Origin of the sequence: Brevundimonas sp. (genome assembly GCF_035999125.1) — a bacterium.
Classification (GTDB): Bacteria; Pseudomonadota; Alphaproteobacteria; order Caulobacterales; family Caulobacteraceae; genus Brevundimonas.
In genome coordinates, this window is the sequence record NZ_DASYGX010000016.1 from 14,464 (window position 1) to 39,270 (window position 24,807).

General features: G+C 70.4%; 28 protein-coding genes. 15 read left to right on the forward strand and 13 right to left on the reverse strand.

Annotated elements, in window-relative coordinates; genetic code table 11:
- Positions 1 to 4 precede the first annotated feature (4 nt).
- Together VGN45_RS13105 and VGN45_RS13110 are read left to right on the forward strand one after the other, a co-directional pair.
- Positions 5 to 250, forward strand: a complete 246-nt coding sequence (locus VGN45_RS13105; RefSeq protein ID WP_327463203.1) for a DUF4170 domain-containing protein — start codon at positions 5 to 7, stop codon at positions 248 to 250.
- The gene (locus VGN45_RS13110) at positions 250 to 444 is read left to right on the forward strand and encodes a hypothetical protein (RefSeq protein WP_327463205.1); all 195 of its coding nucleotides are present in this window, start codon (positions 250 to 252) and stop codon (positions 442 to 444) included. The genes VGN45_RS13105 and VGN45_RS13110 overlap by 1 nt, the downstream gene beginning before the upstream one ends.
- 4 nt (positions 445 to 448) lie before the next feature.
- Here the strand turns inward: VGN45_RS13110 and VGN45_RS13115 are convergent, their stop codons facing one another.
- Positions 449 to 1,114, reverse strand: coding sequence for a fused DSP-PTPase phosphatase/NAD kinase-like protein (locus tag VGN45_RS13115; protein ID WP_327463207.1), 666 nt, complete (start codon positions 1,112 to 1,114; stop codon positions 449 to 451).
- Positions 1,115 to 1,314: 200 nt separating this feature from the next.
- Here VGN45_RS13115 and VGN45_RS13120 point away from each other — a divergent pair, with 200 nt between their 5' ends.
- From VGN45_RS13120 to lpxK, 7 genes are all read left to right on the forward strand, one after another.
- The gene (locus tag VGN45_RS13120; RefSeq protein ID WP_327463209.1) at positions 1,315 to 1,707 is read left to right on the forward strand and encodes a hypothetical protein; all 393 of its coding nucleotides are present in this window, start codon (positions 1,315 to 1,317) and stop codon (positions 1,705 to 1,707) included.
- A 69-nt stretch (positions 1,708 to 1,776) separates the two neighbouring features.
- Positions 1,777 to 2,031 (forward strand): type II toxin-antitoxin system prevent-host-death family antitoxin, encoded by a 255-nt coding sequence (locus tag VGN45_RS13125; protein ID WP_327463212.1) that lies wholly within the window; start codon positions 1,777 to 1,779, stop codon positions 2,029 to 2,031.
- Entirely contained in the window at positions 2,028 to 2,294 is a 267-nt protein-coding gene (locus VGN45_RS13130) for a Txe/YoeB family addiction module toxin (protein ID WP_327463214.1), read from the forward strand. The genes VGN45_RS13125 and VGN45_RS13130 overlap by 4 nt, the downstream gene beginning before the upstream one ends.
- 45 nt (positions 2,295 to 2,339) lie before the next feature.
- Entirely contained in the window at positions 2,340 to 4,157 is a 1,818-nt protein-coding gene (locus tag VGN45_RS13135) for an ABC transporter ATP-binding protein (RefSeq protein WP_327463216.1), read from the forward strand.
- A gap of 169 nt (positions 4,158 to 4,326) precedes the next feature.
- Positions 4,327 to 5,013: a lysophospholipid acyltransferase family protein gene (locus VGN45_RS13140; protein WP_327463218.1), complete on the forward strand. Its 687-nt coding sequence runs from the start codon at positions 4,327 to 4,329 to the stop codon at positions 5,011 to 5,013.
- Between the two features lies 1 nt (position 5,014).
- The gene (locus VGN45_RS13145) at positions 5,015 to 6,301 is read left to right on the forward strand and encodes a 3-deoxy-D-manno-octulosonic acid transferase (protein WP_327463220.1); all 1,287 of its coding nucleotides are present in this window, start codon (positions 5,015 to 5,017) and stop codon (positions 6,299 to 6,301) included.
- Positions 6,302 to 6,467: 166 nt separating this feature from the next.
- Positions 6,468 to 7,472, forward strand: a complete 1,005-nt coding sequence (gene lpxK / locus VGN45_RS13150) for a tetraacyldisaccharide 4'-kinase (RefSeq protein WP_327463222.1) — start codon at positions 6,468 to 6,470, stop codon at positions 7,470 to 7,472.
- Here the strand turns inward: lpxK and VGN45_RS13155 are convergent.
- Positions 7,469 to 8,134: a COQ9 family protein gene (locus tag VGN45_RS13155; protein WP_327463224.1), complete on the reverse strand. Its 666-nt coding sequence runs from the start codon at positions 8,132 to 8,134 to the stop codon at positions 7,469 to 7,471. The two genes, lpxK and VGN45_RS13155, sit on opposite strands and share 4 nt — an antisense overlap.
- A gap of 191 nt (positions 8,135 to 8,325) precedes the next feature.
- Between VGN45_RS13155 and rpsU the strand changes: the two genes are divergently transcribed.
- Positions 8,326 to 8,568, forward strand: a complete 243-nt coding sequence (rpsU, locus tag VGN45_RS13160; protein WP_087120183.1) for a 30S ribosomal protein S21 — start codon at positions 8,326 to 8,328, stop codon at positions 8,566 to 8,568.
- 78 nt (positions 8,569 to 8,646) lie between these two features.
- Here rpsU and VGN45_RS13165 read toward each other — a convergent pair whose 3' ends face one another.
- Positions 8,647 to 9,006, reverse strand: coding sequence for a hypothetical protein (locus VGN45_RS13165; RefSeq protein ID WP_327463226.1), 360 nt, complete (start codon positions 9,004 to 9,006; stop codon positions 8,647 to 8,649).
- A 166-nt stretch (positions 9,007 to 9,172) separates the two neighbouring features.
- On the opposite strand from VGN45_RS13165, the gene VGN45_RS13170 reads away from it, so the two are divergent.
- Entirely contained in the window at positions 9,173 to 9,931 is a 759-nt protein-coding gene (locus tag VGN45_RS13170) for a hypothetical protein (RefSeq protein WP_327463228.1), read from the forward strand.
- Between the two features lie 116 nt (positions 9,932 to 10,047).
- Here VGN45_RS13170 and VGN45_RS13175 read toward each other — a convergent pair whose 3' ends face one another.
- Positions 10,048 to 12,624, reverse strand: a complete 2,577-nt coding sequence (locus tag VGN45_RS13175) for a S9 family peptidase (protein ID WP_327463230.1) — start codon at positions 12,622 to 12,624, stop codon at positions 10,048 to 10,050.
- A 35-nt stretch (positions 12,625 to 12,659) separates the two neighbouring features.
- On the opposite strand from VGN45_RS13175, the gene VGN45_RS13180 reads away from it, so the two are divergent.
- The 3 genes from VGN45_RS13180 to VGN45_RS13190 all read left to right on the forward strand — a co-directional run bounded on the left by VGN45_RS13180 (position 12,660) and on the right by VGN45_RS13190 (position 16,606).
- The gene (locus VGN45_RS13180) at positions 12,660 to 13,130 is read left to right on the forward strand and encodes a DUF1203 domain-containing protein (RefSeq protein WP_327463232.1); all 471 of its coding nucleotides are present in this window, start codon (positions 12,660 to 12,662) and stop codon (positions 13,128 to 13,130) included.
- A gap of 56 nt (positions 13,131 to 13,186) precedes the next feature.
- Positions 13,187 to 15,034, forward strand: coding sequence for a DUF4153 domain-containing protein (locus VGN45_RS13185; RefSeq protein WP_327463234.1), 1,848 nt, complete (start codon positions 13,187 to 13,189; stop codon positions 15,032 to 15,034).
- Positions 15,035 to 15,145: 111 nt separating this feature from the next.
- On the forward strand, positions 15,146 to 16,606 hold the full coding sequence (locus VGN45_RS13190) for a sigma-54 dependent transcriptional regulator (RefSeq protein WP_327463236.1): 1,461 nt from the start codon (positions 15,146 to 15,148) through the stop codon (positions 16,604 to 16,606).
- 8 nt (positions 16,607 to 16,614) lie between these two features.
- Here VGN45_RS13190 and VGN45_RS13195 read toward each other — a convergent pair whose 3' ends face one another.
- From VGN45_RS13195 to ykgO, 4 genes are all read right to left on the reverse strand, one after another.
- Entirely contained in the window at positions 16,615 to 16,896 is a 282-nt protein-coding gene (locus VGN45_RS13195) for a hypothetical protein (protein WP_327463238.1), read from the reverse strand.
- 56 nt (positions 16,897 to 16,952) lie between these two features.
- On the reverse strand, positions 16,953 to 17,243 hold the full coding sequence (locus VGN45_RS13200) for a hypothetical protein (protein WP_327463240.1): 291 nt from the start codon (positions 17,241 to 17,243) through the stop codon (positions 16,953 to 16,955).
- 153 nt (positions 17,244 to 17,396) lie between these two features.
- The gene (locus tag VGN45_RS13205; RefSeq protein WP_327463242.1) at positions 17,397 to 17,672 is read right to left on the reverse strand and encodes a DUF2312 domain-containing protein; all 276 of its coding nucleotides are present in this window, start codon (positions 17,670 to 17,672) and stop codon (positions 17,397 to 17,399) included.
- Between the two features lie 181 nt (positions 17,673 to 17,853).
- Positions 17,854 to 17,979: a type B 50S ribosomal protein L36 gene (gene ykgO, locus VGN45_RS13210; protein WP_125256569.1), complete on the reverse strand. Its 126-nt coding sequence runs from the start codon at positions 17,977 to 17,979 to the stop codon at positions 17,854 to 17,856.
- Positions 17,980 to 18,238: 259 nt separating this feature from the next.
- Between ykgO and VGN45_RS13215 the strand changes: the two genes are divergently transcribed.
- Positions 18,239 to 19,528, forward strand: a complete 1,290-nt coding sequence (locus VGN45_RS13215; RefSeq protein ID WP_414643437.1) for a lytic murein transglycosylase — start codon at positions 18,239 to 18,241, stop codon at positions 19,526 to 19,528.
- A gap of 92 nt (positions 19,529 to 19,620) precedes the next feature.
- Here VGN45_RS13215 and VGN45_RS13220 read toward each other — a convergent pair whose 3' ends face one another.
- From VGN45_RS13220 to VGN45_RS13240, 5 genes are all read right to left on the reverse strand, one after another.
- On the reverse strand, positions 19,621 to 21,231 hold the full coding sequence (locus tag VGN45_RS13220; protein WP_327463247.1) for a TadG family pilus assembly protein: 1,611 nt from the start codon (positions 21,229 to 21,231) through the stop codon (positions 19,621 to 19,623).
- Positions 21,228 to 21,650: a TadE family protein gene (locus VGN45_RS13225; protein ID WP_327463249.1), complete on the reverse strand. Its 423-nt coding sequence runs from the start codon at positions 21,648 to 21,650 to the stop codon at positions 21,228 to 21,230. Before VGN45_RS13225 ends, VGN45_RS13220 begins: the two co-directional genes overlap by 4 nt.
- A gap of 327 nt (positions 21,651 to 21,977) precedes the next feature.
- Positions 21,978 to 22,442, reverse strand: a complete 465-nt coding sequence (locus tag VGN45_RS13230) for a MarR family transcriptional regulator (RefSeq protein ID WP_327463251.1) — start codon at positions 22,440 to 22,442, stop codon at positions 21,978 to 21,980.
- Positions 22,443 to 22,504: 62 nt separating this feature from the next.
- The gene (locus VGN45_RS13235; RefSeq protein WP_327463253.1) at positions 22,505 to 24,163 is read right to left on the reverse strand and encodes a M28 family metallopeptidase; all 1,659 of its coding nucleotides are present in this window, start codon (positions 24,161 to 24,163) and stop codon (positions 22,505 to 22,507) included.
- Positions 24,164 to 24,230: 67 nt separating this feature from the next.
- On the reverse strand, positions 24,231 to 24,803 hold the full coding sequence (locus tag VGN45_RS13240) for a DUF1579 domain-containing protein (protein ID WP_327463255.1): 573 nt from the start codon (positions 24,801 to 24,803) through the stop codon (positions 24,231 to 24,233).
- Positions 24,804 to 24,807: the final 4 nt, after the last annotated feature.

Below are 24,807 nucleotides of genomic sequence, written 5' to 3' on the forward strand. Positions count from 1 at the left end.
CCCGATGACCGAAGCTTCCGACTCCCCCGATCAGCTGCTGCACATCGTCATCGGCGGCGAGCTGCGTCATCTGGACCAGCCCGTGTTCCGCGACCTGTCGCAGGTCGAATTCGTCGGCGCCTTTCCGAACTATGCCGAGGCGCGCAAGGCTTGGAAGGCGCGGGCGCAGGCGACGGTCGACAACGCCCATATGCGGTATTTCATCCTGCACGCGCACCGGCTGATCGACCCGCGCGGCGACGCGCACTGATGGAGCTGTTCGGCCGCACCTTCGACGCCCAGCAGGTGGCCGGTCTGGTCTTCCTGCTGATGGCGCTGGTGTACTGGGGGTTCGTTCTGCGCGGGCAGATGCGCGAGCGGCGGGAAGACAAGCGGCGCAAGGCCGAGATGAGCGGCGAGCGGCGCGCGCCCCAGGGGCCGAGCCACGGCGGACCCTGGGGCTGATCCCCTACTCGCGCCGGAGCAGCTTCTCGGTCAGCAGCGTGCCCCACCACTGGGCCTTGAACTCCGCGCGGATGGCCTTGGGGTCGTAGGCGGGGGAACTGATCCATTCGAGGAAGCCGACGCCGGTCGGCTCGACCTCGTTGAGGTACTTTTCCAGCGTGAAGTCCAGAACGCCGGTCAGGCCCTCGCGGTGGTGCAGGTATTTCTTGTCGAGCTGCTTGATCGCCTCGGAGATCGGCTCGCCGAGGTGGAAGTGGCGATAGAGCACCGCCATCATGCCGGCCCGGTCCGCGCCCGACTTGCAGTGGATCAGGGCCGGGTATTCGATGGTGCGGAACAGCTGACGCGCGCGGTGGATGCGGTCCGGCTGGGGCGGGTCGCGGCTGTCCAGCGGGGCGTCGATCAGGGTCAGGCCGAGGCGCGCGCAGGCGTCCTTTTCCAGCGCGTAATAGGCCTCGTCCCGGGCGCCGCGCAGGTTGACGACCGTCTTGATGCCTTTCGCCTTCCAGTCCGCCAGCTGACGCGGCGAGGGCTGGTTGGTGCGGACCAGGTCGGGGCCCAGCCAGTGGGCGTTGCGGAACCATCGCCGCAGAAAGGCGTGATCGCCCCAGACGTAGTCCCAGTGCGCCCTGAACCGGCCGGCGCGGGTGGAGAGGTCGTAGCGCGACATGGGGCGGAGATAGAAGTGAACGCCCACGAAATCCATCGCCGATGAGGTGGACATCGACGACCACAATTCAGGGACATTCCTGACCACCCGGGCGCGACATGCGGCAGAAGTCGGACATTCACAGCGGTTGACGGACCACGTCGCGGCAACCCCCAAGCCCTGGGGCCGTTCCTAAGCGAACCCATGTGGAGGTTCCGGCCATGCGCGGCGTCGTCTCTTTCGTATTTCTTCTCTCGTCGGCCTGCGCGGCGAATGCGCAGGACGCGGACCCGCCGTCCGCCGGCGCGATCATCCGCCAGAGCGACCAGACCCTGACCTGCGAGCAGATCGTCGCCGCAGGCGCCGAGATCAGCCAGGCGCTGGGCGAGACCCGCGAGCAGAGCATGTTCGGTCGGTTCGGCGGCGTGGTGAAGGCCGGAGCGTCGATGCTGGTTCCGGGCGCCGGCCTGGCCATCGCCGGGGTCGAGGCGATGGGCGAGGACGAGCGGCAGGCGGCGCTGGCCGAGGACCTGGCCCGCATGAACCGCTGGTACTATCTGAACGGCCTGTATTTCGGGAAAGGCTGCGGCACGCCGGCGCTGGCGGGGGAATAGGTCGAGCCGAGGCGCGCGCCCATTGAAGTTGTCCATGATGTTGTACATATTGGGCCCGAGGAGCATGTGATGGACGTCACCACCTATTCGGAAGCCCGGGCGAATCTGAAGTCGTTGATGGACCGCGTCATCGCGGATCGCGATCCGGTGGTGATCGCGCGCCGTCGTGGACAGTCCGTGGTCGTCGTCGCACTGGACGATTGGAACGCGATGCAGACGACCACCCGCCTGCTGTCCAGCCCCGAGAACGCCGAGCGCCTGCGGCGTTCCATCGCCCAGATGGATGCGGGCAAAGGGGTGGAACGCCAGTTGATCAAGCCTTGATCGTCGCCTTCTCGGACGATGGCTGGGAAGACTATCTGCACTGGGTCGATCAAGACCGAGCGGTTCTGGACAAAATCAATCAGCTCATCGAGTCGTGCCGACGAACACCTTTCGGAGGCGTCGGAAAACCCGAACCCCTGAAGAACGAGCTCAAAGGCTGGTGGTCGCGACGGATCGCCCAGGAACACCGCCTGATCTATCGGGTCAGCGGGAAAGGTCGCGACCAGACATTGGAGATCATCCAATGCCGCGGCCACTACTGATCGCGGTCGCTTGACTTCGCTGCCCGGCCGTCCGACCTCGGACCGATGACAGTCGCCGCCGACACGACCGCGCGCCGTCCCCTGATGGGGCGGATCTGGCGCGAGCATCTGTCGAAGAGGAAGAGCGCGCTGGCGGTGTCGATCCTCTGCGCGGTCGTCGTCGGCGTCATGGCCGCGACGGTGCTGCAGCTGCTGGAGCCGGCGATCGACGGGCTGTTCCTGCAGCGGCCGGTGACGGTCTGGGGCCTGATCCGCATTCCGCCGGAGGGGGCGCTGGTCACCATTCCGCTGCTGATCGTCGGGCTGGCGGTGATCTGGACCGTCGCGGCGCTGGGACAGGCGGCCCTGGTCAACCGGATCGGTCATGGGATCGTCGGCGACATCCAGGTGCGGCTGTTCGGGTCGATGATCCGGGCGGATCTGGCGCGGCTGCGCAGCAAACACTCCGGCAGCTTCGTCTCGTCGGTGCTGTTCGACGCCAATCTGGTGCGCGAGGCCTTCACCAACGGCGTGGTGAACTACACCCAGCACAGCCTGACCCTGATCGCCGTGCTGATCTACATGGCGGTCACCGACTGGCGGCTGACGCTGATCGTGCTGCTGGCCGTGCCGGTGATCAGCTGGGTCATGCGGCGCTTCTCGAAGCGCATGCGCAAGGCGACCACGGGGGCGATGGTCGAGACCGAGAACCTGTCCACCGCCCTGATGGAAAACCTGGACGGGGTCCGGCTGGTCAAGATCGAGAACCGCGAGGCGGTGGAGGAGGCGCGCGTCGGCGAGGTGGTGGAGCGGCGCCAGCGGCACGTGATCAAGTCGGCCGACAGCCGGGCCTTCGCCGGGCCGTTCTCCAATCTGGTGGCCATGATCGTGGTGGCGGCCGTGATGGCCTATGCCGGGTGGCAGGCGCGCGAGGGGCAGATGACCGTGGGGGCGTTCGCGGCCTTCATCGGCCTGTTGATGGCGGCGGGGCAGAGCCTGCGGCAGGTGACCAATCTGCAGACGGTGATGGCCGAGGGGCTGACGGCCGCCGAGCGGCTGTTCGACGCCCTGGACATTCAGCCGGAGATCCGGGAGGCGGCGGCGCCGACTGCCCTGCCCGACGGGCCGCTGGAGGTGGCGTTTGAGGGCGTGGAGTTCGCCTATGCGGGCGCGCCGTCGCCCACCCTGTCGGACGTGACGCTGACGGTCCGGCCGGGACAGACGGTGGCGTTGGTGGGCCCGTCGGGAGGCGGCAAGAGCACGATCCTGAGCCTGCTGCCGCGCTTCTACGACGTGACGAATGGCCGAGTGACGGTGGGCGGCGTGGACGTGCGCGAGGCGTCGCTGAGCGCCCTTCGCGACCGGATCGCGCTGGTGACGCAGGAGCCGTTCCTGTTCGACGACACGATCCGCGCCAACATCGCCTATGCGCGGCCTGACGCGACGGACGATCAGATCGAGGCGGCGGCGCGGGCGGCGGCGGCGCACGACTTCATCGCCGCCCTGCCGGACGGCTATGCCACGCGGGCGGGCGAGGCGGGGGCGCGGCTGTCCGGCGGACAGAGGCAGCGGATCGCCATCGCCCGCGCCTTCCTGAAGGACGCGCCGATCCTGCTGCTGGACGAGGCGACCAGCGCGCTGGACACCGAGAGCGAGGCGCTGGTGCAGGCGGCGCTGGAGCGGCTGATGGCCGGGCGGGCGACGCTGATGATCGCGCACCGGCTGTCCACCGTCATGAAGGCCGACGCCATCCACGTGCTCGAGGCGGGCCGCATCGTCGAGAGTGGGACGCATGCCCAGCTGGTGCGTAAGGGCGGCCTGTATGCCCGGCTGGCGCGCAGCCAGTCGCTGGACGGGACGCCCGCGGTCGAGGAGGTCGTCTGATGGGCGGTCTCGATTTCCTTCCCCGCTCGCCGGGGAAGGTGGCTCGCGGAGCGAGACGGATGGGGTGGCTCGAATGGCCACGCTCATCGTTCGCAGTTCAGCGTGTTGAAACAGCCACCCCATCCGACCGACGCTGTCGGCCACCTTCCCCGGCAAGCGGGGAAGGACGATGAGGCCGCTTCGGAATCCGGTGATCCAGGGGATTCTGGCCTGGACCCTGGCGCAGTGGATGCGGTTCTGCTTCGCCACCATCCGCTGGACGCGCGAGGGCGAGGCGGAGGTCGAGGCGATCTGGGCGCACGGCGGAGGGGTGATCCCGATCTTCTGGCATTCCCGGCTGGCCCTGGCGCCCGCGTCCTGGCCGCTGGACCGGGCGACGCCCAGCAAGGCGCTGATCTCGCTGAGCCCCGACGGGCAGTTCATCGCGCGGGCGATGGGCCGGATCGGCTTCCCGGCGGTCCGCGGCTCCAGCGCCAACAAGGACAAGGCGCAGGCGGCCAAGGGCGGGTCGCAGGCTCTGCGCGACGGGCTGCGCCAGCTGAAGGTCGGCGGGCTGGCGGTGACGCCGGACGGGCCGCGCGGCCCGGCGAACATGATGGGCGAGGGCGTGCCGCTGATGGCGAAGCTGTCGGGTGCGCCGGTGGTGTTTCTGGGCCTGTCGTGCCGACCCGCCATCCGGCTGGGCAGCTGGGATCGGGCGCTGGTGCCCCTGCCGTTCGGGCGGGGGGCGATCGTGTACGAGACGGCGACCTATCCGGAGGACGCGGAGCCCGCGGACGTGGCGCGCGACTGGGCTGCGCGGCTGACGGCGGTCGAGGCGCGGGCGGACGCGATCACCGGGCTGGAGCGGGCGTGAGGTGAGCGTCGCGCTGTGGACCTATCGCGCCGCGACGCGCCTGCTGGAGCCGCTGGCGCCGCGTCTTCTGGACGGGCGCGCGCGGCGGGGCAAGGAGGACGCCGCGCGGGTGGACGAGCGGCTGGGCGCCGCCTCGGCCGCGCGGCCGGAGGGCGATCTGGTCTGGCTGCACGGCGTCAGCGTCGGCGAGACGCTGTCGCTGCTGCCGCTGGTCGACCGGCTGCGGCGGGAGCGGCCGGATCTGACGGTGCTGGTGACCTCGGGCACCGTGACCTCGGCGCAGCTGTTGGCGCGTCGACTGCCGGCCGCAGTGATCCATCAGTACGCGCCGGTTGACGGACCGCAGGCGACAGCGGCCTTCCTCGATCACTGGCGGCCGACGCTGGGGGTGATGGTCGAGAGCGAGCTGTGGCCGAACCTGCTGCTGGCGGCGCAGGCGCGCGGCGTGAAGCTGGCCCTGGTCAGCGCGCGGATCACGCAGAAGACGGCGGACGGCTGGGCGCGGTTTCCGGCGGCGGCGCGCAAGGTGCTGGCGGCGTTCGACCGGGTGCTGCCGCAGGACGACGCCTCGGCGGAGCGGCTGGCGGCCTTGGGCGCGCGCGTGGACGGCCGGGCCAACCTGAAGCTGGCGGGCGAGGCGCCGCCGCATGATCCGGCGGCCTTCACCGCGATGTCGGCGGCGGTGGGAGATCGCCCCGTGATCGTGGCGGCCAGCACCCATGAGGGCGAGGAGGCGGCGATCGTGCGGACGCTGGACCGCCTGACGGGACGGGTGTGCCTGATCCTGGTCCCGCGCCATCCGGAGCGGGGGCCGGGCGTGGCGGCGGCGCTGGAGGCCGAAGGATGGCGACTGGCGGTGCGGTCGCGCGGTCAGAGGCTGGACGGGGGCACGGACCTGTATCTGGCCGACACCCTGGGCGAAATGGGGCTGTTCCTGCGGCTTGCCGACGTTGTGGTCATGGGCGGGTCGTTCCACGCGGCGGTCGGGCAGCCGCCGGTGGGCGGGCACAATCCTCTGGAACCGGCGCGGCTGGGCAAGCCGGCCTTCACCGGGCCGGACATGACGAACTGGGCGGCGGTGACGGAGATGCTGACGGCCGGAGGTGGGCTGCGCGTCGTGGAGACGCCCGACGCCTTGCCCGAGGCGATCGGGCCGCTGCTGACCGATCCGGCGGCCGCCAAGCGGATGGGCGAGGCCGGGCGGCGCACGGCGACCGAGGTCGGCGCCGTGGTCGATCAAGTGACGGCGGCGCTGGGGCCGCTGCTGCCCGCGCGGACCAAGAGATGAGCGGCCTTTGCCTTCCTTCTCCCCTCGGGGGAGAAGGTGTCATGCGGAGCATGGCGGATGAGGGGGCTGTCGAAAGGATGATCTGGTGGGTGATGAGCGCGGGGCGGCATCCCCCTCATCCGAGCGCCTGCGGCGCCCACCTTCTCCCCCAAGGGGAGAAGGACGCGTGAACCTGAACACGCCGCGCTGGTGGTATCGCCGGGACCGCAAGCACGGGACGGTGCTGAGGATGCTGCTGACGCCCGCCGGGTGGGCGTGGGCGGCGGCGACGAGGCGGCGGCTGGCGCGGGGGGCGTGGGAAGACGTGGGCGCGCCGGTGATCTCGGTCGGCAATCTGACGGTCGGCGGATCGGGCAAGACGCCGGTCGCCATGGAGACGCTGCGGCTGCTGCGCGCGGCGGGGGTGGAGGCGCAGGCGCTGTCGCGCGGATACGGCGGGCGTCTGGAGGGGCCGCTGCGGGTCGATCCTGCGAGGCATACGGCGGAGGACGTGGGGGACGAGCCGCTGATGATCGCCGCAGCGGCGCCGGCATGGATTTCGCGGGATCGGGTGGCGGGCGCGCGGGCCGCGGTGTCGGCGGGCGCTGAGGCGCTGGTGCTGGACGACGCGCACCAGAATCCGGCGCTGAAGCAGGCGTTGAGCCTGGTCGTCGTCGACGGCGAGACGCGTGACGAGGAATGGCCGTTCGGCGACGGCGCGGTCTTTCCGGCCGGGCCGATGCGCGAGCCGCTGAAGATCGGGCTGGCACGGGCGGACGCGGTGATCGTTCTGTTGCCCACCGACGTCGCGGAGGTCGATCCGGAGCTGGTCGACGTGTTCGGCAGCCTGCCGGTCTTCGTCGCGCGGCTGGCGCCCGAGGGGCCGCCGCCCGAGGGGCCGCAGGTCGGGTTCGCGGGGATCGCCAAGCCGTGGAAGGTGGAACGGGCGCTGAAGGCGGCGGGGTGCGATCTGGTGGACTTCGCCCCCTTCCCCGACCACGCCGCCTATTCGGAAGGCGAGCTGAAGGCGCTGGCCGACCGCGCGGCGGTGTTCGACGCGGGACTGGTCACGACCGAGAAGGACTGGGTGCGGTTGCCGCCGGAATGGCGCGCGCGGGTCACGAACTGGCCGGTGCGGGCGCGATTCGACGACGAGGCGGGATTTGCGGCCCTGCTGAAGGCGGCGCTCTAGGCCGCGTCCTTCGGGCCGTAGCGCAGGCGGGCGAGGAAGTCGGTCGCGGCACGAAGCGGGGCGTAGAAGTCCTTGCCCGCCTTCCATTTCTCAAAGGCCATGACGTTCTCGATCCGCGCGGCGACGAAGGCGTCCGCGGCCTCCCTGCCGTCGAACAGCCGCAGCGTCATGGCCGGGATCAGGATGCCCGACAGGAGGGTGCGCTTGGACTGGTGATTCCAGTCGGTCGCAGTGTCTCCCGCCCAGCGCCAGATGCGGTCGGCGGTGGCCCAGGTCAGGCTCAGGGCCAGGTCGGCGTTGGTCGGCAGGGCCATGAAGCCGGCCACGCGCTTCTCCACCGCCGGGTCGGCGGCGGCCGCCTCAAGCCGGGCGGAGACGGCGCGGGCGATGCGCTCGCGGATCTTCAGCGTCGTCGGATCGACGTCGGCCAGAGAGGCGAAGGCCGCGTCGTCGTTGCGCCGCCACAGCAGGGCCGCCAGATCGCGCGGACCGTTGGGCAGCAGCAGCTCCCGATCCCCGTCGGACAGGCCGCAGGCCTTGCACGCCGAGGCGACCATGCGGGCGTTCCAGCCCAGGGTCGGCGCGCGGTCCAGCGCGGCGTCGAGCACCGCCTGCTCCATGCGGGAGGCCCAGTCGTCGTGCGGCGCGGCGGGATCGCTCATGGCGGACATGATAGGCCCGGAAAAAGGGCGGCGCGAGCCTGTGGAACATGGCGCGACGATCTGGACACGCCCCGGCCGGTCGTGTATCAGCCCGCCTTCATCCGCGGACCCCGTCCGTCGGTGCACGATTTCGTTTTGTCTGCCCGTCTCCCTTTCGAGGTGCGCGGCGGGCGGCCAAAGGAGAGTTGAACCTGGTTCAGATTTTCGTTCGCGACAACAACGTCGATCAGGCGCTGAAGGCCCTGAAGAAGAAGATGCAGCGCGAAGGCAGCTTCCGCGAGATGAAGCGCCACGTGCACTACGAGAAGCCCTCGGAGAAGCGCGCCCGCCAGAAGGCCGAGGCCGTTCGCCGCGCCCGCAAGCTGGCCCGCAAGCGCGCCCAGCGCGAAGGCCTGCTGCCCGCGCCGAAGCCGCGCGTGCCCGGCGGCCGCTGATCCGCTGATCGGTCTAGAGATTGAAAAGCCGCCTCGGGGAAACCGGGGCGGCTTTTTTTGTGGGCCGAAGGTCGGGCGTCAGTCCTGCCCGTCGTAAGTCAGGATGGTCGGGCGACCGGACGCGACCTGAATCCGCTTGCCCGGCGTCGATCCGATGCCGACGGCGCCGGCCATGACGTCGTAGCATCCCGGCGAGATGGTCCAGGTGTAGGACTGACCCGGCCCGACCGCGACGCCGTTCGGCAGCCGATCGAGGCCATAGGACGACGCCTCGCAGGTCGAGATCAAGACCGTGTCGATCACCTGGTTCGAGGTGTTCTGGAAGGTGAACTGCACCGTCGGCTCCCCCGGCCGAACCAAGTCCCCGCCGGTGATCAGCGAGGCGCACCCCGCCAGCGCGGCGGCGGCCCCCGCCATCATCAGCATCGTCGATTTCATCGCGCCCTCCTGTTCCCTTGCGACGGCCGCAGAACAGCGGTTCGCGCGCATATGCGCAATCCGACGAAACCTGATGAACGGCCACGCCTGTCACAGGATCGGGAGCGGCGGAACGGCGGGGGCCGGCCGCGGCTTGTCCCTGCATCACCAACAGGGAGACGCCCCGATGAACAATCCCTTCCGCAACTCCGACCGTGACCGGGACCAGGATCGAAGCCGCTGGACCGAGCAGGGCCAGACCGGCGGCTGGTACGACGGATCGCGCGACCAAGGCCGCCCGGACCAGAACTGGGGGCGCGACCGCTCCGACATGCGCGGCAGCCCCTATGCCCAGGGCCAGGGCGGCCATGCTCAAGGCGCCGCCATGGGCCAGTCGTCCCAGTACGACGAATTCAACCGCTCGGTCGGCGGGCAGCAGTCCGGCTACGGCCAATCCGGCGGCGGTCGCTGGACCGCGCAGTCCGGCGCCGGGTCACAGAGCTCGTGGTACGGCCAGGCCGACATGGGGTCCTCCGGCTACGACCAGGGCCGGTCTCAGGGCATGGACTCCGGCGGCTGGAGCCAGGGCGGCCAGAGCGGATCGCCCTACGTCCAAGGCGGCTACGGCCAGTCGTCGCAGTCCCAAGGATCTCAAGGCAGTTCGTACCAGGGGTCGCGGGGATCGCAGGCTTACGGTTCCCACCACGACTTCGAGCCCGACTATCTGCACTGGCGCGAACAGCAGATGCAGAACTACGACCGGGACTACCACGACTGGCGAAACGAAAAACGCCAGAAATTCTCCTCCGACTTCGAGGGCTGGCGAAACGGTCGCGGGCCGCAGGTCCAGGCCGAGAACTCCGTCGTCGGCGACGTGACCGACGGCGGCACGGGCAGCCAGGCACACGCCAAGGAAGCCCACGGCGACAAGCCCGCCAAGCACTGACGCCACATCGCGGCGTGACGAGGGGCCCGGCTTCCGCCGGGCCCCTTTTCTTTGGCGCGCGGACCTCCAGGTCCGCGAGGGCGGCAAGACGCGGACCTGGAGGTCCGCGCTCCTTGTTACTGCGACCCGGCCGACACCGTGCGCGGCGGGGCGTTCTTCACGTGCTTGTCCAGCCAGCCGACCATTTCCCACAGGGTGTGACCGACCGATTCCCGCGCGCGGTAGCCGTGCGCCTCCAGCGGCAGGACGACGTAGCGCACGGTGGCGCCGTGCCCCTTCAGCGCCGCATAGAAGCGCTCCGACTGGACCGGGAAGGTGCCCTGGTTGTCGTCGTCCTGGCCGTGGATCAGCAGGATCGGCTCGTTGACCTGATCGGCGAAGGTGAAGGGCGACATCTCCGTATAGGTCTCGGTCGCCTGCCAGTAGGTGCGTTGCTCCGACTGGAATCCGAAGGGCGTCAGGGTCCGGTTGTAGGCGCCGGACCGGGCGACGCCGGTGCGGAACAGGTCGGTGTGCGCCAGCAGGTTGGCGGTCATGAAGGCGCCGTAGCTGTGCCCGCCGACGGCGATCCGGTCCGGATCCGCCACGCCGCGGTCGACCACCGCCTTCACCGCCGCCTCGGCGCTCTGGGTCAGCTGCTCGATGTAGGTGTCGTTCGGCTCGGCCCCGTCGCGGCCGACGATCGGCATCGAGGGATCGTCCAACACGGCATAGCCCTGGGTCAGCAGGAACAGATGGCTGGATCCGCCCGGACGAACGAAGCGGTTGGCCGTGTCGACCACCTGGCCCGCCACGGCGGCGTCGGTGAACTCGGCCGGATAGGCCCACATGACCAGGGGCAGGGGGCCGTCGCGGTCCTTGTCGTAGCCGGCGGGCAGATACAGCGTGCCCGACAGCATGACGCCGTCGGCACGCTCATAGGTGATCAGTTCGCGCGTCACGCCGGCCAGTTGCGGCGCCGGATCGGGGAAGTCGGTCAGCGCCGTCAGCGAGGCCGCGTCCAGATCGCGCACGAACAGATTGGCCGGCAGGGTCGGCGTCTCGCGCCGGGTGACCACGCGGCGGCCCGCCTCGTCCAGGAAGCCGATCACGCTCTCATACTCGCCCGGCGCCGAGCGCCAGACGATCTCGGACCGGCCGGTCTCCGGGTCCATCAGGGAGACGAAGGGATATTCTCCCTCGCGCGTCGCGCCGGCGCCGGCCATGACGATGCGGCCGTCGGCGGCGAAGCGGACGCGCGCGCGGCCCCGCTCGTCGGGCTCGGTGACGGGGAAGCCGGGGTCGTTGTACCGGTCCTGATAGTTCCGCTCCAGCAGCAGACGGCCCTGGCCGGGAGTGGACGGATCGACGATCCAGCGCGTCTCGTGCCGGGTGTTGAACCACCGGCTGTTGACCAGCGCGGTGTCCGCGTCGCCCCAGGTGATGCCGGAGAAGCGCTCGTTCAGGTCGATCAGCTTGGTCGGGCGGGCGTCGAAGGGCGCGGCCAGGGTGAAGACCGTGTCCCGGACCTCGGCGGCGTTGCGGGGATCGCCGCCGTCCTGCGCCTCGACCCAGGCCAGGGTGGCGTCCGCGTCGGCGCGCCACTGGACCGAGCGCGGGCCCGGCGCCACCGCGTCGAACGGCGTCGGCACGTCGTCGCGCAGCGGCAGGTCGGCGACGCCGTGCACCACCCGCCCCTGCAGATCGGTGACGAAGACTTCGGCCGGGAACAGGCCGGCGGGCACGACGTAGGACCAGGGCCGCTTGGCGCGCGTCTGCAGCACGTAGCGGCCGTCGGGCGAGACCGAGGCCCCCAGAATGACACCGGGGCCGCCGACGTTGCGGCTGGTCCCGTCCAGGCCGACCAGCGTCAGCTGGCTGGTGAAATAGTGGTCGAACAGGGCCTCGTCGCCCGGCGAGCCCAGCAGGTCCTGATAGGTGCGCACCGGCGCGGCGCGGCCGGCGGTCTCCTCCACGATCGGGCCCGTCGGCGGGCGGGTGACGTCGGGCGCGGCGCCGCGGTTCGCCGGCGTCATGCGGACCAGCAAGCCGGACCCGTCGGGCAGCCAGTCGAAGCCCGAGCCGGTCGCGGCGTTGACCCGCGCCGTGGTCAGACGCCGGGCCGCGCCGCCTTCGGTCGAGGCGACGTACAGAGACATCCCCTCCGACTCGTCGACCAGGAAGGCCACCGACTTGCCGTTCGGCGACCAGGTCGGGCTGGTGTAGCGGACGCCGTCGGGCAGCTGGACCGCCCGCGCGGGGCCGCCGGACACGTCCTGGAAGCTGAGCCCCGTCAGCCAGGACACCCGGCTGTTGGCCGGGCCGTTGTTGCGCGGGTTGATGCGATAGCCCGCCAGTTTGAGCATCGGCTCGGCCAGCTCCTCGATCGACGGCAAGTTGGACCGGTCGAACAGGGCCACGGTCTGGCGATCGGGGCTGAGGCTGGGGGTCGGGCTGGGGTTGGAGTCCAGGATCGCGGCGATCGGCTCGGGCGGCTGCTGATAGGCGGGCGGCGCCCCCGTCTGCTGCGCCAGCGCGGGCCCGGCCGCGGCCAGCAGCGCCAGAACGGAGACGAGGCCGAAGGTCGATGCGCGCATGAGAAACTCCCCCAGAAAGACTGCGGCGCACGCTAGCGACTGGGGCCGGGCGCGCAAGGGTTCGGCGCGGGGCACGACGCCGCGTCCGAAGACCGCCAGACGGAGAGCGGCGGCCATGGGACGGTCGGACGTCGCCCATGGAGAAAGCCGTCATGACCTATCGAATTGAAGCCCTGCCCGTGGAGCCGTTCGCGCCCCTGTTCGACCTGTCCGACGCGGGGCTGGCCGCCGTCGGCGCGCGGCGCTGGACCGCCACCCACCCGGGCATGGCGCCGTGTCGCGTCAGCCTGAGGGACGCGGACGTCGGCGAACGGCTGATCCTGGTCAACCACGCCCACCTGACCGATCCGACCTCTCCCTATCGCGCCAGCGGGCCGATCTTCGTCCGCGAGGCCGCGGCGCGGGCGGAGCCTGAGCCGGAGTGCGTGCCGGAGATGCTGAGCCGCCGGCCGCTGTCGATCCGGGTCTATGACCGGCGCAGCATGATGATCCAGGGCGAGGTGATCGCCGGCGCCGATCTGGACGCCGCACTGCGGCGTTGGTTCGAGACGCCCGAGGTGGAGACGGTGCACGTGCATTTCGCTCCGCGCGGCTGCTATCTGGCGCGCGCCGTCCGACACTGACGCCCTTCCCTTTCGTCCCCGGCTGGGGCTGAGTGGCGGCGTCGGGGAGGACGGTCATGAGCGAAGCGGACGTCGAGCGGTCGGGCATGGGCGCGGGGTCGGCGGGGCTGGCCCCCACCCGACTGGCGGTCGGACTGGCGCAGGGACTGGCGCTGTACGCCCTGTATCGCGCGGCGGAGGCCGAGGCCTGGCCCGCGACGGCGCCGCAGCTGTTCGGCCCGCTGCTGCTGACGGCCCTTTTCCTACCGGTCGTGGTGCTGGGCGGACTGGGCCGGTTGCGGGTCCTCACCCTGGCGGCATGGACCGGGGCGGCGGCGGTGCTGCTGGCGCTGGTGGGGTGGCACGACGTGGCGCGGCAGTCCGCCGAACGGATCGGCGAGCTGGGCCTGACGCCGTTTCCCCTGCCGTTCGTGGCGGCGGCGATCTTCATCCTCCATCACCTGATCGTGCCGGCGGATCAGGAGCGGCGGGCGATCGCGTCATTCCCCCGATACTTCGACACAGCGTGGAAGGCGGGGGTGCAGCTGGCGCTGTCGATCGCCTTCACGGGCGCCCTGTGGCTGCTGCTGTTCCTGGGCGCCGCCCTGTTCGGCCTGATCGGGATCCGCCAGTTCGGCGACCTGCTGCAGGAGCCGTGGGTGGCCATTCCCCTGACCACCGTGACCTTCTCGCTCGCCGTGCACCTGACGGACGTGCGCGACGGGCTGATCCGGGGCGTCCGGTCGGTCGCGCTGATGCTGCTGAGCTGGCTGCTGCCGGTGATCGCGGGACTGACCGGGGCCTTCCTTGTAGCCCTGCCCTTCACCGGGCTGGACGGGCTGTGGGAGCAGGGGTCGGCCACCGCGCTGATGCTGGTCGCCGCGGCGGCGATCATCGTGCTGATCAACGCGGCCTATCAGGACGGGACGCCCGCGACGCGGCCGCCCGCCGCGCTGCGCTGGGCGGCGATGATCGGCGGCCTGTTGCTGGTGCCGCTGGTCGGCGTGGCGACCTGGGGGCTGGCGCTGAGGATCGGCCAGCATGGGCTTACGCCCGACCGGATCACGGCCGCAGCCTGCATCCTGGTGGGGGCGGTCCACGCCGGGGGCTATGCGTTGGCGGCGGCGTCGGGCCTGCGCGGCGGGCCGTGGATGAAGCCGCTGGAGCGGACCAACATCTTCGGCGGCATGCTGGCGGCGGCGCTGATCGTGCTGCTGTTCAGCCCCGTTCTGGATCCGGCACGGCTGTCGGTGATGGACCAGACGGCGCGTCTGGCGCGAGGGGCGGTGAGCCCGGCGGAGTTCGATTACAAGTTTCTCCGCTTTGGAAGCGGGCGCGTCGGCGAAGCGGCGCTGGCGAAGCTGGCGGGCTCGACGAACGCGGAGATCGCGCGGGGAGCAGGAGTGGCGCAGAAAGCAGAGAGTTGGGAGTTTCGCGGCCAGCGCTCGATGGCCCCCACGAGGCCCATCATCGGCGCTTGGCCCGAGGGCGCGGACTTGCCCTCCGATTTTCTTGTTGAGGTAACCCCCGGCGACCCCCGCTGGGAGTGCAGAGACAGCGGAGCCTGCTTGGCTGAAATGCGCGATCTGGACGGCGACGGCACTGATGAAGTGCTGCTCGCGACGGGCGGCGGCGTTGATCTCTTCGCACGTGACTCTCAGGGCAGATGGGCGTTGGAAGGCGCCTGGGACTTCGTCGATTGCAGTCGGGGCGCCGGTCAACCGAACGCTATGGAGCTGATGCGTAGCGGTCGTCTCTCGCAACGAGAGCCTCGCTGGCCGGAACTGAACGTGGGCGGGGAAAGCGTGAACCTGAGGCGCGCTTGCAAAGATTGGATCGACACCGAGGCGGTCACGAAGGCCGGCGAGACCGTCGAGGTTGAACTGATCGAGCCCGCTCGGGCCCCCCAGACCAAACCCCGTTAACCGCCCGCACACCACGCGCGCTGACCCGATCTTCACCGCGTCCGACGTAGAACCGTCCCGAAATGGGTCGGTCCAGCTTGGGCCGGCGGCGACGGTTACGGGGCTTTGACGATGGCCAAGACGGTTCTGGTGGTGGACGACGATCCCACCCAGCGGCGCCTGATCCAGGCGGTGCTGGAGCGTGAGGGGCTGGGCGTCGCCCAGGCCGAGAGCGGCGGCCAGGCGATCGACCGGATGACGGCGGGCGGCGGCGCCGACCTGATCCTGCTGGATATGGTGATGCCGGGCATGACCGGGCTGGAGTGCCTGGCGGAGATGCGCGCGGCGGGCGTGTCGGCGCCGGTGATCGTGCTGACGGCCAACGGCGGCATCGAGACCGTGGTCAGGGCCATGCAGGCTGGGGCCCAGGACTTCTTCGTCAAACCGGTGTCTCCGGAACGCCTGATGGTCGGCGTGCGCAACGCCCTGCAGCTGACCCAGCTGACGGCCGAGGTCGGGCGGCTGAAGAAGCAGGCGGCCAACCGCACCACCTTCGACGATCTGGTCGGCAGCAGCCCGGCGATGCGTCAGGTGAAGGCCATGGGATCGCGCGCGGCCAAGTCGGGCATCCCCGTGCTGATCACCGGCGAGAGCGGCGTCGGCAAGGAGGTCATCGCCCGCGCCCTGCACGGCGCCAGCGACCGCGGCGGCAAGCCGTTCGTGGCGGTGAACTGCGGCGCGCTGCCCGCCAATCTGGTGGAGTCGATCCTGTTCGGCCACGAGAAGGGCAGCTTCACCGGCGCGACCGACAAGCATCTGGGCAAGTTCAAGGAGGCCGACGGCGGCACCCTGTTCCTGGACGAGATCGGCGAGCTGCCGCTGGACATGCAGGTCAAGCTGCTGCGCGCCCTGCAGGAGGGCGAGATCGATCCGGTGGGATCGAAGCGCCCCGTGAAGATCGACGTGCGCATCGTCTCGGCGACCAACCGCGATCTGGCCGAGCAGGTGAAGACGGGCGCCTTCCGCGAGGACCTGTTCTATCGCCTGAACGTGTTTCCGATCGAGGCGCCGGCCCTGCGCGAGCGTCGCGAGGACATTCCGGCGCTGGTGGATCATTTCGTGGGTCGATTCAACGTTGAGGAGGGCAAGCGGGTGATGGGCTGCGCGCCCGAGACCTTGGCCCTGCTGACCGCCTTCGACTGGCCCGGCAACGTGCGCCAGCTGGAGAACGCCGTGTACCGCGCCATCATCCTGGCCGACGCGCCCTATCTGCAGCCGCACGACTTCCCGGCCATCTCGGGCGTCGCCATGCCGGTGCTGGAGACCGCGCCCGCGCCGTCGGGGCCCCTGCCCACGGTCGAGCACACAGGCGTCGAGATGCCGCCCGCCCCGGACGTGCCGATCCGCATCCTGGACGACCGCGGCCACCTGCGGACTCTGGAGGAGATCGAGCGCGACCTGATCCAGCACGCCATCGAGGTCTATGCCGGCCACATGTCGGAGATCGCGCGGCGGCTCGGGATCGGGCGCTCGACCCTCTATCGCAAGGTGCGGGAGCAGGGACTGGAGGAGCAGATCAAGGAGGCGGGGTGAGGCTGAGGTCAGTCTCCGAGGACGTTGACCTCCTTCATCATTCCCGTCCTCGTCGCCACGACGAGCCCTAAGCGCACTGGATCCTTCTCGCCGGTTGAGGGTAACCAGTAGCGCTCTTTGACTACGTAGAGCGTACGATTGTCCGGATCATTCCGGTCAGCCCCTCGTGTCACGCCGGGCGACACGATGATGTCTCCCACCGAGGGAACTACACCTCCAAAATTCTCTATCCCGTAGTCCTCGTACTTGGTCTCATACGTCTCGTAATCGCCGAAGATGCGGATGATCATCGCTTGCTCCCATTTGGAGAACAAAACCAGCACATCTTGCTGATTCCTTCCATCGCTCAGCGACGTTTAGTCCCTTCCCCCTTCGCCTTCTTCGCAATCTCTTTCAGCTTGCGCCCCTGCATCGCCGACAGCGCCTGACCCGGCGCGCCCTTCTCGGGGTCGGCGAAGGCGCGGCCGTGGGTCTTCACGCGCTCGCCGACCGACTGGAGGAACTCGCCCTCCCATTCGGAGAGCGTCACGCCGGCCTTGTCGGCGGCGCGTTTGGCGCGCTTGAGGGCGTTGAGGGCGGCGCGTTTGGCCGCCTCGCGCTGGGCCTGAAACCGATCGGCAGGGGGTTTCCGCTGCATCCCACCTCCCGCTCATCCCCGCGAAAGCGGGGAACCAGTGACTTGGGCGATGGCCGAGTGAAGGCGAGGCGCCGACGGTTGTCCAGCGGCAGGCGCCTCAAGCGTTAAAGGACTGGGTCCCCGCTTTCGCGGGGATGAGCGGATCAGAAAAACTCAGATCTCGCCGAGGGCCGAGAGGTAGAGGTCCAGGATGGCCTCCTCCTCCTGGCGCTTGGCCTTGTCCTGCTTGCGGATGCGCAGGACCTTGCGCAGCGTCTTGACGTCGTAGCCCTCGCCCTTGGCCTCGGCGAAGACCTCCTTCATGTCGCCGGCGATGGCGGCCTTGTCCTCTTCGAGGCGCTCCAGACGCTCCACGAGGGTGCGCAGTCGGCCCTGAGCGGTCGAGGTCAGGACGTCGGGCGAGGAATCGAAGGCGGCGTCGTCGGGCATCATGTTTCCTTAGCGCTAACGCTCGCGACGCGGTCGCTCGCTGCTTTAGCGCGATCAGAGAAGAGGTCGAACAGGCTTAATCAGCGCGGCGATCGCGCTCAACCGCGGGCAAGCAAAAGGCCGCGGACGAACGCCCGCGGCCTGTGGATGCTTTGTCGCCTTCAGGCGGAGGCGCGTCGCCTCAGCCCTGCTTGGCCTTGAAGCGCGGGTCGGTCTTGTTGATGACGAAGACCTTGCCCTTGCGGCGCACGACCTTGCAGTCGCGGTGGCGGGTCTTGAGCGACTTGATCGAGCTGCGGACTTTCATGGAAGTCTTCCTTAGTGGCGCTACCGCTCGCCACGCGGTGGCTCGCTGCTTGAGCGCGCCCTCGTGAAGCGAAATGAAATGGCCGCGGGCACGGGGGCTCGCGGCGGGAACGGGGCGTATAGAGGCGACGCACGGAAACGTCAACCGGGGTGGGGCCGCAAAGCCACGCCGCGCCTCGGTTTGGCCCAAGTCGTGCAACGCTTTGTTCGTCCGCACCGCTTAGCCCGGAACCATGACTGAAAAAACCTTCCGCCCCGCCATGCGCCTGACGTCGAAACTTCTGCTGGTGCTCACCGTCGCCGCCTGCGCGCCGATGGTCGAGACGCCGCCCATGCCGGTGGCCCTGCCGCCCGAGCCGCAGCCGGAACGGCCCGCGCCCCCGCCCGCGCGGCCCGAGCCGCAGCGCCCGGTCGAGCCGGCGGTGGATCAGGCCGGGTTCGACGGCTGGAAGGAAGGCTTCCTGTCCCGCCACGGCGGCGCCCGGCGTGGCGAGTATGCGCGGGAACTGGAGGGCCTGTCGCCCGATCCGTCCGTCGTGCGGCTGGACCGCAACCAGCCGGAGTTCAGCCGCCCCGCCGGCGCCTATGTCCAGAACGCGGTGACGCCCGCGCGAATCGCGCAGGCCAAGCAGCGCGCCGACCGGGTGCCGTGGGAGGTGGTGCAGCGGTTCGGCGTGCCGACCGAGATCCTGCTGGCCATCTGGGCGCAGGAAAGTTCGTTCGGCCAGGTGCAGGGCGACATGGACGTGATCCGCTCGCTGGCGACCCTGGCCTATGACGGCCGGCGCCGCGACTGGGCCGAAGCGCAGCTGAAGAACGCGCTGGACATCGTCGTCGACGGCCGCCGCTCGCGCGCGGGGCTGAAGGGCAGTTGGGCGGGGGCCATGGGCCAGACCCAGTTCATGCCGGATAACTATCTGCGCCTGGGCGTGGACCAGACCGGCGACGGCCTGGTGGACATCTGGGGCTCGGACGCCGACGCCCTGGCCTCGGCCGCCAACCTGCTGGCGCAGGCGGGGTGGAAGCGCGGCCAGTCCTGGGGATACGAGGTGATCCTGCCGCCGGGCTTCGACTACGCCTTGGCCGAGGGCGAGCGCCGGCCGTGGAGCTTCTGGGCCCAGCAGGGCGTGCGTCTTGCCGGCGGTGGGGCGCCCACCGAAATGGAAGCGCTGGAGGAAGCGACCATCCTGCTGCCCCAGGGCGCGCGCGGGCCGGCCTTCCTGGCCCTGCCCAATCACTATGTGATCCGGCGCTACAACAACTCCGTCTCCTATGCCCTGGCGATCGGGCTGACGGCCGACGGGGTGGCGGGCAAGCCGGGGCTGGTGACGCCCTGGCCGGAAGAGGCGCCCATCAGCCGCGACCAGCGCATCGGCGCGCAACGCGCGCTGACGGCGCTGGGCTACGACACCCAGGGCATCGACGGCGTCGTGGGGGCCAACACGCGGGCGGCGCTGCGGCGCTGGCAGACGGCCACCGGGCGGCTGCCCGACGGCCACCTGACGGCCGCGCTGGCCGACGAGCTGATCGCACTGGCCGCCGGCCGCTGAACCTGGAGGGAGCGCGGACCTCCAGGTCCGCGACTTTCGAAACTGCGTGATCTCGCGGACCTGGAGGTCCGCGCTCCAACTCGACGAGCCCTTCAGCCCACCAGTCGCGGCGCGCCCGAGCGGCAGTCGAGGCCGGCGATCCGCACGTCGGCCTCGCCCAGCCGAACGCCCAGCAGCGACAGCAGCGGGTTCAGCAAGCCGTCCAACGTCGCCCCGACCGGGGCCAGCAGGGCGGCCAGCTTGTCCTCCAGCCCGCCGAGCCCGAGGCCGAGACCCAGCGCCGACACGGTGACGTCGAGGTTCCGCAGCAGGCTGGCGACGAGCGATTCCCCGATCGTGGTCGTCGAGACGGACTTGCGGGCCCGCGCCTGAACCTCCGCCCGGTCGAAAGTCAGGGGCCGGAAGGTCGTCTGCGCCGCTTCGACCTCGGCCCGGGCGCGGACCGTCACCAGGCCGGCGACGGACAACAGGCGCGCCTCCTCCACCGTCAGATCGCGCGAGAAGTCGTCGAAGTCGCCGGAGGCGGCGCCGACGGCCGCGCGGGCCAATCCCGGACGCGCCTCGACCGTCACGGCCCCGGCGCCGCAGTCCACGCCGGCCAGGCGGGCCTCGGCCGGGGCCAGCTCGACCATCAGCGGCAAATCCACCTGGGCCAGCCCGGCGAGCTTGGTGGAGGTGCGGGCGCGCACGATCAGCCGCGTCTGGCGCGTGCGGATGACCGGGTGGCCCGTGCGGGTGATCGTCAGCCAGGCCGAGGACTGGGCCGGCTCTCCGATCGCCAGGTCGGCCGTGACCGAAGCCAGACCCACGTCGGCGCCGAGGTCGAGCGCGACCTGTCGATCGCCGCCGGCGACCTGGGCCGTCGCCATGACCAGGTCCAGGGCGGCGACGCCCGCGTTCAGCCCACCTTCCAGCAGGCCTTCGGCTCCCGGCTCCAGCGCGATCAGGTCGCCGACGCGGATCTGGCGCCCCGCCATGGCCTGCGACAGGGCCGTCAAGGCGGAGCGCGACGACCCGTCCAACAGCGGCTCGGCCAGTTCCAGGGCTCGGCCGGCGTCGATGCGGGACGTCAGCACGCCGTCGAAGTCGGCGGCCGAGACGTTCGCTTCCGTCGCCAGCGCCGACCACCACGACAGCAGATCGACGTCGGCGGCGGCGAGAGCGTTGTAGTCCATCAACGACAGCGACACCTGCGATCCGGTCAGCCCCGTCAGCAAGACGTTCGCCACGCCGCCGTCCAGCCCCGCCAGACGGGAGCCCAAGGAAAAGACCGCGCGCGGCTGCATCGGGCGGGCGGCGCGGGCGGTGCGGGTCAGGGTGAAGGTCGGTCGGCCCAAAAGCACGGCGCCGAAGAACAGCGGCGTCTCCTTCGTCAGGGTGACGCGGACGGCGTTCGGGGTCTCGGCCCCCGGCTGGAACCTTGCGGCGGGCGCCAGCGCGGGATCGGGGACGTAGAGCCCGATCTCGGTCACGGCGGCGGTCAGGTTCGGCGCGTTCGCGACGGCCGTTTCGGCGGCGATCGTCTGGGCGCGGGGCAGGTCGGCCGCGGCCGACAGGGCGGCGAGGTCGGCCGCGCCCTGCAGACGCCGCGCCTCCAGCGCCACTGAGCCGACGTCGATCGCGGCGGCCAGGGCGCAGACCAACCCCGCCGAGGCCGCAGCCATGACGGCGACCCCGCCCCGGCGGTCGCGCCACAGGCTCATGGCGCCCCTCCCCCCGCCGCGACCACGGCCGAGCGTTCGATCACCGGCGGCGGCGAAGGGATCAGGTTCTTCAGGGCCATGACGGGGTGATCCGACGCGTCGAAGCGAACCGTCACGCGGGTGCGGTCCGCATCGACGTCGATCGTCTGGGACAGACGGGTGGAAGGCAGACCGGCGTCGGCGGCATGGGCGGCGACGTAGGCCTGGGCCAGCGCCCGGCGTTCCGCGTCGTCCAGGCCGCCCAGCGAGGCCCGTGCGCTTTCCGTCGCCAATGACTGCACGGAGATCGCCAGCAGGAACCAGACGGCATAGACGCAGATGCCGCACAGCAGCAGCACGAACAGGGGGGCGACGATGGCGAACTCCACCGCCGATGCCCCGCTGCGGTCGCGAAGGAGATCGGCGGGCGAGGGTCTCACTTCTTCCCCCTGCCCGCCGAGGCCAGTCGACGGGCATGCTCGGCCGCCGGGCCCGCACCCTTCGCCAAGGACTCACCGTGCCGCCGATGATCGGAGAGCATCATGTGAACGACGCGCCATTCCTCGGGGGAAAGGTCGCTGATGATGGGCACGATGGGCGGCGGAGCTCGGCGCGCCGGCTGTGGGCGTTGGGCGGGATCGAAGTCCTCGGGGCGAAGACGGAACAACATGGCGACTTCCCGTGGCGAACACGGGCAGGTTGCGCCATACGCAATGCCGGGCGATGAAGCGTCGTTCCGATCGGGATCGTCGCGCCGGGGGATCGCCTCAGATCGGAATGGAGCCGAGCTGCGACAGTCGGCGCGTGAAATCACTCAACGCCGCCTGATCGAGACCGTCGGCGAGGCGGTTGAGATCGTCGAGAAGGCCCTCGATCAGGGCCTTGCCGACGACGGTCAGGACGATCTGGTTGATCCGTCGGTCGTTCGGGTGCGGCTCACGCCGAACCACGCCCCGCCCTTCCAGGGCGTCGATCAGCCGAGTCGCACTGGAAGGGGACATGCGCAACAGGCGGGCCAGTTCGACCTGGGGCAATCCCCGCCGCCCCGCCACAGCGAGCTGGCGCAGGGCGAACGGGGTGAAGGCGTGTCCGTCCATCCCCGGCACCCGGGCGTCGAAACGTCGCGTCAGGGTCTCCGCGGCGGCGACGATGCCGTACAGGGCGTCGAGCACCAGGTCGGGCGACAGGGCTTCGGCGTTCGGTTCGGGACGGAAGGCGATGCTGGCGACCATGCGCTGACTCCGCGAATCACGAAGTCAGAATGCACTACTTAAGATTGCTCGTCGATACGCACTCAGCGACGTGTGGCGGCGCTGCGGTCCCGCACCGGTCCGAACTCCGACGTCGGCGACCACTGCGGCCAATCGCGCGAGAAGGCCAGGTCGCGGCCGACGGCGTAGACGGCCTCCAGATCCTGGACGGCGCCGCGGAAGTCCATGACCGGCAGCCATTCGTCCTGCGCCTGGTGGTACCGACGGGCGCCGTACTCGCTGCGGGCGGCCTCGCGCTCGGCGACGGGCGCGTCCAGGAAGTCGCCGGAGCCCTTGGGATAGGCCATCGGCACGCCGCGCTTGGCCAAGGGGAAGTGGTCGGAGCGGAAATAGGTCCCGGCGGCGTTGTTGGCGTCCGGCACGATCACCCGGCCCTGCGTGCGGGCGACGGCTTCCAGCCGTCCGTCCATGTCGGCCGACTGGCCGTGGCCGGTGACGCCCAGGCCCGAAAGGCGACCATAGACGTTCATGGCGTCCAGGTTGAACCCGGCCACCGTCGTCTCCAGCGGATAGAGGGGATTGGCGGCGTAGTATTCCGAGCCCAGCAGGCCGGATTCCTCGGCCGTGAAGGCGATGATGACCACCGACCGCTCCGGCGCCGGGGCGTCGCCCCAGGCGTGGGCCAGTTCGATCAGGCCGGCGATGCCCGAGGCGTTGTCGACGGCCCCGTTGAAGATGCGGTCGCCCTCGGCGTCGGGATCGCCCATGCCGATGTGGTCCCAGTGACCGGTGTAGAGGATCGTCTCGTCCGGGTGCGTCGTGCCCGGCAGGCGAGCGACGATGTTGTGCGTGGTGATGGTCGAGGTCGAGACGTCGAAGCGGGCGGCCAGGCTGACCCCGGACAGCTCCACGGGCCGGAAGTCGCGGCCCCGCGCGGCCACCTTCTGCGCCTCGAAATCCAGACCGGCGCGGCGGAACAGGTCGACGGCCAGGTCGCGCTGGATCCAGCCCTCCAGCGGCACGCGCTCGGCCGCCGCGTTTTGGCGCACGATGTCGAACTGAGGCGTGGTCCAGCTGTTCTTGACGGTGGCCCAGCCGTAGGAGGCCGGCGCCGCCTCGTGGACCACCAGGACGCCGGCGGCGCCGCGACGGGCGGCCTCGTCGTATTTGTAGGTCCAGCGACCGTAATAGGTCATGGCCCGGCCGTTGAAGGTGTTCAGCTCCGGCTGCTCGAAGTCGGCGTCGTTGACCAAGACGACGATGATCTTGCCGCGCACGTCCACGTCCTTGAAGTCGTCCCACTGACGCTCCGGCGCGGTCGTGCCGTAGCCCACGAAGACCAGCGGCACGTCGTCCAGCGTCTGGCGCGCGGCCGGCAGGCGGGTGGAGATGACGATCTGCTCGCCCTGGGTCACCGGCACGGACTCGGCGCCGGCGGTGAAGACGGCGGTCGGGTTCGACACGGTGAAGCGGTTCAGCGTGACCGCCTGGGTCCAGCCGCCGTTTTCCCCGCCCGGCTGGAAGCCGGCGACGGCGAACTCGCGTGACAGATAGTCGATGACCTTGGCCTCGGCAGGCGTGGCGATGCCGCGTCCCTCGAACGAGTCGTCCGACAACGCCTTGACGTGATCCGACAGCCGCTGGGGATCGAAGACGGCGGCCTCTTCCCCCGCCCCGCCCATGGAGGCGCAGGCGGACAGGAGCAGCGCGCAGGCGGCGGCGGTCAGGGACGTCAGGCGCATCGGGAACCCTCTTGTGGACGCGAAGAGGGCCGGACGTTAGGAGGCGGGCTGCCGCCTGTCGAGACGATCAGCGCGGCGACACGGCTCCCGCGCCAGGCCAGTCGGTGTCTCCGACGCGCGTCAGGCGCATCTCGATGTAGCGGCGCGGCGGTTGCCCCTCGGCGACGTAGTCGCCGACCTCATGCCAGACGCCGTCCTTGACCGTGGCCACATAGTCGATGCGGGCGTTCGGACCGGCGGGCGTGGACCAGCGGAAACCGTCCTCGGTCGGTTCGAACGGGTAGTCGCCGGAGAAGCCCTGGGCATAGCTGCGGAAGCCGTATCGCCCGGCGCGTTCGTCATAGGAGATGACGGCCAGGGCGTTGAACTGCGTCGTGCCCTCGGCGTCGTAGCCGCGCCCCTCGATCACCTTGACCGATCCGCCCAGATGGGAGCCCACGCGCTCCGTCTGGGTCAGTTCCGTGCGCCCCTGCGGGCCGGTGATCACCGCCGTGCCCCGCCACTCCCCGTCCATGAAGTCGAGGCGCGAGACGGCCCCGCGCTGGGCCTCGGACCCGTTGGCCGACGGCATGGGAACCTGGGCTTGGGCGGCGGAGGCGAGGAACAAAACAGCGGACGCGACGAGAATGGTGCGGAGCATGATG

Coding starts and splice junctions, on each gene's coding strand:
- VGN45_RS13190 (WP_327463236.1), top strand. CDS start 15,146: ATGGCCAAGACGGTTCTGGTGGTGGACGACGATCCCACCCAGCGGCGC.
- VGN45_RS13135 (WP_327463216.1), top strand. CDS start 2,340: ATGACAGTCGCCGCCGACACGACCGCGCGCCGTCCCCTGATGGGGCGG.
- VGN45_RS13140 (WP_327463218.1), top strand. CDS start 4,327: ATGAGGCCGCTTCGGAATCCGGTGATCCAGGGGATTCTGGCCTGGACC.
- VGN45_RS13235 (WP_327463253.1), bottom strand. CDS start 24,163: ATGCGCCTGACGTCCCTGACCGCCGCCGCCTGCGCGCTGCTCCTGTCC.
- VGN45_RS13110 (WP_327463205.1), top strand. CDS start 250: ATGGAGCTGTTCGGCCGCACCTTCGACGCCCAGCAGGTGGCCGGTCTG.
- VGN45_RS13200 (WP_327463240.1), bottom strand. CDS start 17,243: ATGCAGCGGAAACCCCCTGCCGATCGGTTTCAGGCCCAGCGCGAGGCG.
- VGN45_RS13220 (WP_327463247.1), bottom strand. CDS start 21,231: ATGAGCCTGTGGCGCGACCGCCGGGGCGGGGTCGCCGTCATGGCTGCG.
- VGN45_RS13240 (WP_327463255.1), bottom strand. CDS start 24,803: ATGCTCCGCACCATTCTCGTCGCGTCCGCTGTTTTGTTCCTCGCCTCC.
- VGN45_RS13115 (WP_327463207.1), bottom strand. CDS start 1,114: ATGTCGCGCTACGACCTCTCCACCCGCGCCGGCCGGTTCAGGGCGCAC.
- VGN45_RS13230 (WP_327463251.1), bottom strand. CDS start 22,442: ATGGTCGCCAGCATCGCCTTCCGTCCCGAACCGAACGCCGAAGCCCTG.
- VGN45_RS13185 (WP_327463234.1), top strand. CDS start 13,187: ATGAGCGAAGCGGACGTCGAGCGGTCGGGCATGGGCGCGGGGTCGGCG.
- VGN45_RS13175 (WP_327463230.1), bottom strand. CDS start 12,624: ATGGCCGCCGCTCTCCGTCTGGCGGTCTTCGGACGCGGCGTCGTGCCC.
- ykgO (WP_125256569.1), bottom strand. CDS start 17,979: ATGAAAGTCCGCAGCTCGATCAAGTCGCTCAAGACCCGCCACCGCGAC.
- VGN45_RS13155 (WP_327463224.1), bottom strand. CDS start 8,134: ATGAGCGATCCCGCCGCGCCGCACGACGACTGGGCCTCCCGCATGGAG.
- VGN45_RS13170 (WP_327463228.1), top strand. CDS start 9,173: ATGAACAATCCCTTCCGCAACTCCGACCGTGACCGGGACCAGGATCGA.
- VGN45_RS13205 (WP_327463242.1), bottom strand. CDS start 17,672: ATGCCCGACGACGCCGCCTTCGATTCCTCGCCCGACGTCCTGACCTCG.
- VGN45_RS13105 (WP_327463203.1), top strand. CDS start 5: ATGACCGAAGCTTCCGACTCCCCCGATCAGCTGCTGCACATCGTCATC.
- VGN45_RS13125 (WP_327463212.1), top strand. CDS start 1,777: ATGGACGTCACCACCTATTCGGAAGCCCGGGCGAATCTGAAGTCGTTG.
- VGN45_RS13165 (WP_327463226.1), bottom strand. CDS start 9,006: ATGAAATCGACGATGCTGATGATGGCGGGGGCCGCCGCCGCGCTGGCG.
- VGN45_RS13120 (WP_327463209.1), top strand. CDS start 1,315: ATGCGCGGCGTCGTCTCTTTCGTATTTCTTCTCTCGTCGGCCTGCGCG.
- VGN45_RS13215 (WP_414643437.1), top strand. CDS start 18,239: ATGCGCCTGACGTCGAAACTTCTGCTGGTGCTCACCGTCGCCGCCTGC.
- VGN45_RS13195 (WP_327463238.1), bottom strand. CDS start 16,896: ATGATCATCCGCATCTTCGGCGATTACGAGACGTATGAGACCAAGTAC.
- VGN45_RS13180 (WP_327463232.1), top strand. CDS start 12,660: ATGACCTATCGAATTGAAGCCCTGCCCGTGGAGCCGTTCGCGCCCCTG.